Below are 10,482 nucleotides of genomic sequence, written 5' to 3' on the forward strand. Positions count from 1 at the left end.
TCTCAGCTCTTTTTCGTCTTTGCCGGCGCCTTGGCCTTCGTCGCCTTCGGCTTGGCGGCGGTCTTGGCCGTCTTCGTTTCGGCCGCCGCGGCCTTCGCCTTCGGTTTTGCCTTGCTCTTCGAAGCCGGTGCCTTGCCTGCCTTTGCGGCGATCAGCGCGAGCGCTTCCTCGACTGTCAGAGCCTGCGGATCGGTGCCCTTCGGCAGCGTCGCGTTAACCTTGCCCCAGTTCACATAGGGGCCATACTTGCCGTCGCGAATGGTGATTGCGCCGCCATCCGGATGGTCGCCGAGTTCCTTCAGCGCTGCCGCTGACGCCCGCCCGCCCGGTGCCTTGCTCGCCTTCTCGGCGATCACGGTGACGGCGCGGTTAAGACCAATTGAGAACACGTCCTCGACGCTTTCGAGATTGGCGTAGCCGCCATCGTGCAGGAGAAACGGTCCATAGCGCCCGATGCCGGAGGAAATCATCTTGCTGGTTTCCGGGTGCTTGCCGATATCGCGTGGCAGCGAAATCAATGCCATTGCCTTTTCGTAGTCGATATCGTCAGGCTTCCAGCCCTTCGGCAGGGAAGCACGCTTGGCATCCTTGCCGTCGCCACGCTGAATGTAGGGGCCGAAGCGTCCGGAACGCAGCGTCAATTCCTCGCCGGTCACCGGGTCGGTGCCGAGATTCTTCGGCTCGTTCAGCCCGGTGCCTTCGGCTTCCGAACCGCCTTCGGACGAAAGCTGACGGGTATAGTTGCATTCTGGATAATTCGAGCAGCCGACGAAGGCGCCGTATTTTCCCAGCTTCAGCGAAAGATTGCCGGTGCCGCAAACCTGACAGATGCGCGGATCCCCGCCATCTTCGCGCTTCGGGAAAACAAGCGGCGCGAGCGCCTCGTTGAGCGAGTCGAGAACGTTGGTGACGCGAAGCTCCTTCGTGTCCTCGATCTGGGAGAAGAAGTCCTTCCAGAAATCGCGCAGGACCTGCTTCCAGTTCAGTTCACCCGCCGAGATCCGGTCGAGCTTCTCTTCAAGGTCTGCCGTGAAGTCGTACTCGACGTACTTGGTGAAGAAGCTTTCGAGGAAGGCAGTCACCAGCCGGCCCTTCGCCTGCGGAATGAGCTTGCGCTTGTCGATGGTGACGTATTCCCGGTCACGCAGCGTCGCCAGCGTCGCGGCGTAGGTAGACGGACGCCCGATGCCGAGCTCTTCCATCTTCTTGATCAGCGACGCTTCCGAGTAGCGCGGCGGCGGCTCGGTGAAGTGTTGGGTCGAATTGATCTTCTGCTTCGCGAGGTTTTCGCGGGCGTTGATCTCGGGCAGGCGACCATCTTCGTCGCCGTCGTCGCTCTGTTCGCCGTCCTCCTTCTGGTCAGTATAGGCGGCGATGAAACCATCGAAGCGGATGACGGAGCCGACAGCGCGCAGACCGGCCTTCTGGCCGTTGTTGTCGGCGGTGATCTCAGCCGTCGTGCGTTCGATCTCCGCGGAGGCCATCTGGCTCGCGATACCACGCTTCCAGACAAGGTCGTAAAGCCTTAACTGGTCGGCATCGAGGAACTGACGCACTCGATCGGGCGAGCGATTGAAGTCGGTCGGCCGGATTGCTTCGTGGGCTTCCTGGGCGTTCTTCGCCTTGGTGGAATAGAAGCGCGCCTTTTCCGGCATGTAGCGTTGGCCGAATTGATCGACGATGGCAGCCCGTGCCGCATCAATGGCTTCGGGCGCCATCTGCACACCGTCCGTACGCATATAGGTGATCAGACCGACCGTCTCGCCACCGATGTCGACCCCCTCATAGAGCTTCTGGGCAACCTGCATGGTGCGGGACGCCGAAAAGCCGAGCTTCGATGAAGCGGCCTGTTGCAGCGTGGACGTTGTGAAGGGTGGTCCCGGGTTGCGCTTGACCGGTTTCGCTTCCACCGTATCGACGACATACGTGGCACCTTCGAGAAGCGCCTTCAGTGTGCCGGCTTCCTCGCCGTTTGCGATCGAGCGAGCCTGCAACCGCTTGCCATTCGCTGCAACCAGCTTTGCCTCGAATTCGTCGCCCCGCGGCGTCTTCAACAGGGCCGAAAGGTTCCAGTATTCTTCCGAGATGAAGCGCTCGATTTCGGATTCGCGATCGCAAACCAGGCGAAGCGCCACCGACTGCACACGGCCCGCCGAACGCGCGCCCGGAAGCTTGCGCCAAAGAACTGGGGAAAGGTTGAAGCCGACGAGGTAATCGAGGGCGCGGCGAGCCAGATAGGCATCAACCAGCGGTACGTCGATGTCGCGCGGTTCGGCCATCGCATCGAGGACGGCTTTCTTGGTGATCGCGTTGAAAACGACCCGCTTCACCGTTTTGCCGTTCAGGACGCGCTTTTTGTTCAGCATGTCGAGGACGTGCCAGGAAATCGCTTCACCCTCGCGATCCGGGTCGGTTGCAAGGAACAGGCCGTCGGAAGACTTCACCGCATCGGCGATGTCCTTGATCCGCTTGGCTGACGCACCATCGACCTCCCACAACATCTCGAAATCCTGGTCGGGAAGAACCGAGCCGTCCTTGGCAGGCAGATCGCGGACATGGCCGAAGGAGGCGAGCACCTTGTATCCGGGCCCCAGATACTTGTTGATCGTCTTTGCCTTGGCAGGCGATTCCACCACTACAACATTCATCATGATTCTCTAAAAAATGCGCCAAACCGGCGGATAAGCAGATGGAATCCCTGCCATGCCAAGATAACCGGTTCTTCGACATGGACAGGGAAATCGTTTCGGTCAAGTGTTTTGACTTCATTTTTACGCATTACGACGTGATGCAACCAATACGAGATAGTCAACGTATTGCAATTTCTGATAATTGAAGTATCGTTTTTGAAGTGTGGTTCGGGCCCGCCGAAAGGCAGCATTTCTCTTTCCTCAGAGACTATCCCATGGCGGCCAAGTTCGCAAAGAAAGATACCGGACGATCCGGCTCGCATGAGAACATCGCTTCCATCAGGCAGATGCTTGCTGAGTTGCGGCGGGTGGCGGAAGACGAGAACGCCGATATGCTGTGCTATCTGATCGAAATGGCCAATGTGGAGGCCGGCGATTTGCAGGCCTCGATGTAGGAACCTCAGTCGCCCATTGCAAGCGAGACGAAGCCGCCTTGATGGCGATAGTCATCCGGCGATAGTCAGCTCCAGCAGGGCAAGATAGACCGAAGGCGCCGGCAAACTGGTGTGACGGATGACGTCGTCGACCTCAACAGACGTCGGGCCGAGCGCATCGACGATGAGCGAGCGATCGGGGTCACCGGCGGCAGTATCGAACGACCGCCCTCGCGCCGCGACGGGCGCTGAGGAGCGATCGATCTGCGAGAGGGGTGCCAAAGCTTCGGTGAGATCACCCGGAGTGGTGAATATCATTGCTCCATCTTTCAGCAATTCGTTGGTGCTGTGACAACGCCGGTCGAGCGGCGAACCCGGCACCGCGAACACCGGCCTGCTGAACTCGCCGGCAAGCCTTGCCATGATAAGTGAGCCCGGGCGCATTGCCGCTTCGACAGCGACGACGCCGAGCGAAACGCCGGCGATCAGCCGGTTTCGGCGCGGAAAGTCGCGTGCGCGTGGTTCTCAGCCGAACGGCATTTCGCTGATGGCAAGTCCGTTGCCATTCCAGATTTCGTCAAGCAGACCGGCGTTCTCCGGCGGGCAGGCTGACAAACCTCCGGCCATGGCGGCCACAGTTCCGGTTTCGAGGCTTGCGTGATGCGTTGCCGTATCGATGCCGCGCGCAAGACCGGAGACAACCACATAGCCTGCCTGGGCCGCACTGGCGCGCAATCGTGGCGGCGAACTTCGCTCCACTGATGGAGGCGTTGCGGGAGCCGACAAATCCGACTGCCGGCTGCGAGGAAACAAAAAGATTGCCTTTGACGGCGAGCAATGGCGGAGCACCGTCGACTTGCTTCAACGCCTGCGGGTACTCCGGCTCGCCGATACCGACAAACCGGGCGCCAAAAGCGTCGGGCTGCCTCCAGCTCCTTATGCGTTCGTTCTCCGTCGCGCTATCCGGATCGCCCGCGTCGCCCCACCACGTGCAGAAAGCTCGGGGAGCGCGGCCAGGGTAGTCTCGGCGGATCCGAAATGATTGATAAGGTCACGAAGGTCGCGGGCCCGACATTGTCGGAGCGGATAAGACGCAGCCAGGCGATGCGTTGCCGCTTTCGTCAGCGCAATTCCCTTTGGCGGTGCGCTGCGAGCGTCCATCCTATCCCTTCGCCCCGATCTTGCTTTCCGTCCCGCTTATCAGGCGGGAGATGTTGGTCTTGTGCTTCCAGTAGGAGATGACGGTCATGATGGCCATGACAGCTGCAACCTTCTCGGCGCCAAGTATCCACAATGCAGCCGGAACGACAAGCATTGCAACCAGTGCGGAAAGCGACGAATAGCGCGTCGTGAAGGCGACTGCCAACCAGACCGCGGCAAAGGCCAGAACCATGATTGGGGCGACGCCGAGCAGCGTGCCGATATAGGTGGCAACACCCTTGCCGCCCTTAAAGCCGATCCAGACCGGGAAGAGGTGACCGATGAAGGCGAAGAAGCCGGCGATCAGCGCTGCTTCGTCGCCCAGGAAGTAACCGACGATCCAGGCCGCCGCGGATGCCTTCAGCGCATCGAGGAGAAGCGTTGCCGCGGCAAGCTTCTTATTGCCGGTTCTGAGCACGTTGGTCGCGCCGATATTGCCGGATCCAATGCTGCGCAGATCACCGAGACCGGCGGCCTTTGTCAGGATCAGGCCGAACGGGATGGAGCCGAGCAGGTAGCCGATGGCGGCAGCCGCCAATGCGATCGGCAGCGTGATCTGCCACGTCATGAGATCCGAGACCATGTTCCCCTCCGGTGGTCTTTTTATATCGTATACACGCACTGTCCGGCGACGTAGGTCGCAACAGCGCGTCCGCTGAAGCGCGCGTCTTCGAACGGCGTATTCTTCGAGCGGGAAAGAAGCATGTCCTTCGAAACAAGCCAAGGGTCATCGAGATCGATCAGCGTAATATCCGCCTTCGCGCCCGGCTTCAGCGTGCCGGCCTCGAGGCCGAAAATCCGCGCCGGTCGCGTCGACATCGCATCGATAAGGCGCATCAGGCTCACCTGACCGCTGTGATGCAGGCGGAGCGCCGCAGCGAGCATCGTTTCGAGGCCGACGGCGCCATCTGCAGCTTCGCCGAAGGGCAGACGCTTCGTGTCGACATCCTGCGGATCGTGCGAGGACACGATGATATCGATCGCACCGCGTGCCAGTGCATCCACCATCGCTACGCGATCGCCTTCGGAGCGCAGCGGCGGGTAGAGCTTGAAGAAGGTGCGGTACTCGCCGATATCGTTTTCGTTGAGCGACAGATTGTTGATCGAGATGCCGCAGGTCACGGTGGCGCCGCGAACCTTGGCAAGTTCGATCGCCTCGACCGATTCCGGGACGGAGATCATCGCCGCGTGGTAGTTGCCACGTGTCAGCTTGGCGATACGCAGATCGCGCTCGAGCGGAATGAGTTCGGCTTCCTTCGGGATGCCGCCGAGGCCGAGCCAGCTGGCAAACAGTCCCTCATGCATCACGCCGGTGGCGCCGAGATATTTGTCGCGCGTCTCGCAGGAGATTACGGCGCCGAATTCGCGCGCATAAGTCATGACCCGGCGCAGGACCTGTGTGTCGTGCACGCTCGAGCGACCATCGGTGAAGGCAACAGCGCCCGCTTCCATCAGCAGGCCGATCTCGGTCATTTCCTCGCCGGCAAGATGCTTGGTGATCGCCGCTGCCGGATAAACGTTGACCAGCGACTTGTCCTTCGCGGTCTTCTTGACGAACTCGACCAGCGCGATGTCGTCGATGACAGGATCGGTATCCGGCATCATGATGATCGAGGTGACGCCGCCGGCCGCTGCCGCACGGCTCGCCGAAGCGATCGTTTCGCGATGCTCAGCTCCGGGTTCGCCGATATGGACGCGCGCATCGACGAGGCCCGGCGCGGCGACGAGGCCGGTGCAATCGCGCACTTCGGCGCCAGCAGGCGTGCCCTGGTTCTGCGCATCCGCGCCGGCTGCGACGATCACGCCGTCCTTGACGATGATGGTGCCGACTTCGTCGAGATCGCGCGACGGATCGAGGATGCGAACGTTCTTGAGGACGATCGAGTTTCTCATGCACCGGCTCCTTCGGTGCGAGGACCCTGATTTTGCGACACAAGCAGCGTCTCCATCACAGCCATGCGCACAGCAACCCCCATTTCCACCTGTTCTGCGATCACGCTCTGCGGCCCGTCCGCGACCTCCGAGGAGATCTCGACGCCACGGTTCATCGGTCCGGGGTGCATGACCAGGGCGTCTTCCTTCGCCGCCCTCAGCGTCTCCGTGTCTAGCCCGTAGAAGTGATAGTATTCGCGCACCGACGGCACGAAGGCACCGGACATGCGTTCGCGCTGCAGGCGCAGCATCATCACCACATCGGCGCCCTTCAGACCTTCCTTCATGGAATGGAAGACCTCGACGCCCATATCGGTAATGCCAGCGGGAAGAAGCGTTGCCGGAGCAACGACGCGCACGCGTGCGCCCATTGCGTTCAGCAGTAGGATATTCGAACGCGCGACGCGCGAATGCAGAACGTCGCCGCAGATGGCGACGATGATGCGCGACAGCTTGCCCTTGGCGCGGCGGATCGTCAGCGCGTCTAGCAGCGCCTGCGTCGGATGCTCGTGCTGACCGTCACCGGCGTTGACCACCGAGCAGGAAACCTTCTGGGCAAGCAGGGCGGCGGCACCGGCGCTGGAATGGCGTATAACCAGCACATCGGGCCGCATTGCGTTCAGCGTCATCGCCGTATCGATCAGCGTCTCGCCCTTCTTCACCGAAGAATTGCCGACTGACATGTTCATCACGTCGGCGCCGAGGCGTTTTCCGGCGAGCTCGAAGGACGATTGAGTGCGCGTCGAGGCTTCGAAGAAAAGGTTGATCTGCGTGAGGCCGCGGAGCGTCGACGTCTTCTTCTCTCGCTGCCGGCTGATCTTGACGGCCTCGTCGGCCTTGTCGAGAAGAAAGGTGATATCCTGCTCTGTGAGCCCTTTGATACCGATGAGGTGGCGGTGGGGAAAGAAGACCATGAACCTGCCTCTTGCTGTCGTCTGCGGGGTCTATAAAGAGTGAGCCGGGCGGCGGCAAGCTTGCGCTGTGGGAAAGGCCTGTCTCCCCCTGCAATTTTGCCCGAATTCAACTATTGCAGAGATAGGGAAATTATAACTTCCGGTTTCCCTTTGCCTGCCTCTTGCACTAGAAGCGATTCATGACGCCCGCCGAAGAGAAACTTGCCGAACTCAACCAACCGAGCCTGTGGTCCGGTATCAATGCCTACAGGTCCGATCCGCTGATCGTTGACCTGACCGGCACGTTGCCGCGCGGGATCCGCGATGATCTCGACAATATGGGCCGCTATGTGACTTCGCCGGAGGCGCAGGAACTGGCGCGCATGGCAAATCAGGGCACGCCGCAGCTGCGCACGCATGGTCCGCGCGGCGAGCGGCTGGATGTCGTCGAGTTCCATCCCGCCTGGCATGCGCTGATGCGCCGTTCGATGTCATCGGGGCTTCACTCGTCGGTCTGGGATCCGCAGGCGGATACCGAGGCGAAAAACCAGGCACACAAGATCAGGGCGGCGCGCTTCTATCTGACGGCGCAGCTCGAATCTGGCCATCTTTGCCCGCTGACGATGACGAGCGCCTCGGTTGCTGCCCTTTCCGCGTCGCCGGCCGTGCAGAAGGACTGGGCGCCGAAGATCCTGTCACGCAAGTATGATTCCACGAACAAGCCGGCCATGCAGAAATCTGCCGTGACGATCGGCATGGGCATGACGGAGAAGCAAGGCGGCACCGACGTACGCGCAAACAAGACGGCGGCGGAAAAGGTCAGCGAAGGCATCTATCGCCTGTCCGGCCACAAATGGTTCATGTCGGCTCCGATGAGCGACGCCTTCGTGATGCTGGCGCAGACGAAGGATGGGATGGGCTGCTTCCTGGTTCCACGGCTGCTGGAAGATGGCTCTGCGAACGGCCTGCACTTCCAGCGCCTGAAGGACAAGGTCGGCAACCGTTCCAATGCCTCTTCCGAAGTCGACTTCAACGATACCTTCGGCTTCCTGCTCGGCACGCCCGATGGCGGCATCCGAACCATCCTCGACATGGTGACGTTGACGCGTCTCGACTGCGCGCTGGCATCGTCAGGCATCATGCGCGCCTCGCTCGCCGAGGCTGTCCACCACACCCGCGGACGCAGCGTTTTCGGCAAGATGCTGGTCAACCAACCGATCATGACGCGCGTCTTGGCCGACATGGCGCTCGATGTGGCCGCCGCGACGGCGCTGTCCTTCCGACTTGCCGACGCATTCGACAGAGCACGCGCTAGCGCCGAAGAGGCGGCCTACGCCCGCGTCATGACGCCGGTTGCGAAATACTGGTGCTGCAAGATAGCGCCCGCATTGATCTACGAAGCGATGGAGTGCATCGGCGGCAGCGGCTACATCGAGGAGCGTCCGATCGCCCGTCATTATCGCGAAGCGCCGGTCAACGCGATCTGGGAAGGCTCCGGCAATGTGATGGCGCTCGACGTGCTGCGCATCCTGAACCGCGGCAAGGATCTCTTCGAAACGGTCTTTGCTGGGCTCGCGCGGGATCTCGGACCGGCCGGCAAGAAGACAATCGACGTTCTGCGGGCCGCCATGGCGCTGTGCGAGCGTGACGAGGGCGCAGCCCGGCTTCTGGTCGAGCAGTTGGCGCTTGCCGCCGGCGCAGCCGAACTTTATCGCCTCGGAGCAGGGCGGATCGCCGATGCCTTCATCGAGACCCGTCTCGCGAGCGGTTGGCGCTCCACCTACGGCATGCTCGATTCGCGCTTCGACGCCAGCTACATCGTCGATCTTCTCTATCCACCGGCAAACTGATGACAACGCTGCGTCCTGTCCGTGCCGAAGATCTGGAACAGATTTACGCAATCTCTCTCCTGACCGGCGATGCCGGCGGCGACGCGTCCCAATTGCATCACGACGGCAAGCTGATCGGCCACATCTACTCAGCGCCCTACATTGAGCTCAGCCCCGAAACGGCTTTTGTGGCAGAGGATTTTGAGGGTGTGGCAGGCTATATCGTCGGCGTCTTCGATACGGTTTTTTTCGAGGAGCGGCTTGAACGCGATTGGTGGCCGGCGCTGCGAGAGACGTACGCCGATCCGCAGGGCGATCCGGCCAGCTGGGACGCGGATCAGAAGCACATCGCCGCGATCCATCGCCCGTCTCGTGTGCCCGCGACGCTCGTCGAAGCCTTTCCCGCCCATATCCACATGAACCTCCTGCCTCGCCTACAGGGGCAGGGGATGGGCACCAAGCTTTTCGACCGCTGGCTGACGAATGCACGACAGGCTGCTGTCGAGGCAGTCCACCTCGGCGCGAATGCGAACAATCATGGCGCCCTACGCTTCTGGGGCTCCCGCGGATTTAGTCGAATCGAGCCGCCATTGGTCGATCCTTCCGACCCGACCGCCTGGTTCGGGCAGCGACTGTAACAGCCTGTTGCAAAGCCATCCCCGCATGGTGACATCGTTGTAATTGTTCCGTCTTTGGCCGATTGTCCACAATCTTTCGAAGATGTCTCCGTTGCCGGTTCGCAGCAGTGTTGCTACTCACCGCAGAGTGACAACCGGACCGAATCCCTGATGCTCAATGATCCCATGGTGCTAGCGCCCGTTGCTGAGGCAATGCGTGTCGAACCCGAAAAGCGTATCCGCGACCGCGGGGCGACCGAAAAGGCGATCCTGAAGGCAGCCAAGTCGCTGCTGGCGGAGGAGGGGTTCCAGAATTTCGGGATCAACGCAGTTGCCCGCCGCGCAGGATGCGACAAGCAGTTGATCTACCGCTACTACGGCGGCCTGAACGGCTTGGTGGAAGCGATCGGCGCTGATCTCGGCACCTGGGTCAAGGATCGCATTCCCGAAGACACCGGCGGCATGTTCCTCCTGACCTACGGGGATTTGATGGAGCGCCTGTCACTCCTGTTCCTCGAGGCCTTGCGGGACGATCCGCTTGTTCGTCGTATCGTTGCCTGGGAAGTCTCCGAGAACACCGAGCAGGTGAGGCGGCTTTCCGAAGCGCGGTCGAAGGCCTTGGCAAACTGGCTCGACCGCATGCGTGGATCGCTGACGCCGCCGAAGGGCGTCGACGTCGTGGCCGTCAATGCGATTCTGATTGCAGCCATCCAACATCTCGTGCTGTCCGCATCCGCGGGCGGTCAGTGCGCTGGCCTGGCGTTGAAGACGCCGAAGGACTGGGAGAAGGCCGCGACCGCCCTGAAACGCATCGTTCGCGGCGTTTACGGCTGAAGCGCAAACAGCTTTCCACAGGCAGTCGGATGCCCGTTAACCTTAACAAATGGTTAAAAATCTTGGGGCTAAGTGATTGATTTAATTGAAAGACCACGGAGGGTTTCTACCCT

General features: G+C 61.1%; 9 protein-coding genes and 3 pseudogenes. 4 read left to right on the plus strand and 8 right to left on the minus strand.

Annotated features, from left to right (window positions below):
* Positions 1-2: 2 nt before the first annotated feature.
* Positions 3-2,648 (minus strand): type I DNA topoisomerase, encoded by a 2,646-nt coding sequence (gene topA / locus LPU83_RS46650; protein WP_024314695.1) that lies wholly within the window; start codon positions 2,646-2,648, stop codon positions 3-5.
* Between the two features lie 257 nt (positions 2,649-2,905).
* Here topA and LPU83_RS46655 point away from each other — a divergent pair, with 257 nt between their 5' ends.
* Entirely contained in the window at positions 2,906-3,085 is a 180-nt protein-coding gene (locus LPU83_RS46655) for a hypothetical protein (protein ID WP_024314694.1), read from the plus strand.
* Positions 3,086-3,090: 5 nt separating this feature from the next.
* On the opposite strand, the pseudogene LPU83_RS75765 reads toward LPU83_RS46655, so the two are convergent.
* The 7 genes and pseudogenes from LPU83_RS75765 to LPU83_RS46675 all read right to left on the minus strand — a co-directional run.
* A pseudogene (locus LPU83_RS75765) lies at positions 3,091-3,271 on the minus strand (DprA-like winged helix domain-containing protein); the annotation flags it as partial.
* Positions 3,272-3,403: 132 nt separating this feature from the next.
* Positions 3,404-3,742: pseudogene (locus tag LPU83_RS75770) on the minus strand (DNA-processing protein DprA); the annotation flags it as partial.
* Positions 3,642-3,929: a DNA-processing protein DprA gene (locus LPU83_RS75775; protein WP_375679384.1), complete on the minus strand. Its 288-nt coding sequence runs from the start codon at positions 3,927-3,929 to the stop codon at positions 3,642-3,644. The pseudogene LPU83_RS75770 and the gene LPU83_RS75775, both read right to left, overlap by 101 nt.
* 71 nt (positions 3,930-4,000) lie before the next feature.
* Positions 4,001-4,119: pseudogene (locus LPU83_RS75780) on the minus strand (hypothetical protein).
* Between the two features lie 107 nt (positions 4,120-4,226).
* Complete coding sequence (gene plsY / locus LPU83_RS46665; protein WP_024314691.1) at positions 4,227-4,847, minus strand: glycerol-3-phosphate 1-O-acyltransferase PlsY; 621 nt, start codon at positions 4,845-4,847, stop codon at positions 4,227-4,229.
* 20 nt (positions 4,848-4,867) lie between these two features.
* Positions 4,868-6,157 (minus strand): dihydroorotase, encoded by a 1,290-nt coding sequence (locus tag LPU83_RS46670; protein WP_024314690.1) that lies wholly within the window; start codon positions 6,155-6,157, stop codon positions 4,868-4,870.
* Positions 6,154-7,110 (minus strand): aspartate carbamoyltransferase catalytic subunit, encoded by a 957-nt coding sequence (locus LPU83_RS46675; protein WP_024314689.1) that lies wholly within the window; start codon positions 7,108-7,110, stop codon positions 6,154-6,156. Before LPU83_RS46675 ends, LPU83_RS46670 begins: the two co-directional genes overlap by 4 nt.
* Positions 7,111-7,289: 179 nt before the next feature.
* Here LPU83_RS46675 and LPU83_RS46680 point away from each other — a divergent pair, with 179 nt between their 5' ends.
* The 3 genes from LPU83_RS46680 (at position 7,290) to LPU83_RS46690 (ending at position 10,369) form a co-directional block, all read left to right on the plus strand.
* Positions 7,290-8,939, plus strand: a complete 1,650-nt coding sequence (locus LPU83_RS46680) for an acyl-CoA dehydrogenase family protein (protein WP_024314688.1) — start codon at positions 7,290-7,292, stop codon at positions 8,937-8,939.
* Positions 8,939-9,556: a GNAT family N-acetyltransferase gene (locus LPU83_RS46685; protein ID WP_024314687.1), complete on the plus strand. Its 618-nt coding sequence runs from the start codon at positions 8,939-8,941 to the stop codon at positions 9,554-9,556. Before LPU83_RS46680 ends, LPU83_RS46685 begins: the two co-directional genes overlap by 1 nt.
* Positions 9,557-9,706: 150 nt before the next feature.
* Positions 9,707-10,369: a TetR/AcrR family transcriptional regulator gene (locus LPU83_RS46690; protein ID WP_024314686.1), complete on the plus strand. Its 663-nt coding sequence runs from the start codon at positions 9,707-9,709 to the stop codon at positions 10,367-10,369.
* Positions 10,370-10,482 lie beyond the last annotated feature (113 nt).

This window comes from Rhizobium favelukesii (assembly GCF_000577275.2).
Lineage (GTDB): Bacteria > Pseudomonadota > Alphaproteobacteria > Rhizobiales > Rhizobiaceae > Rhizobium > Rhizobium favelukesii.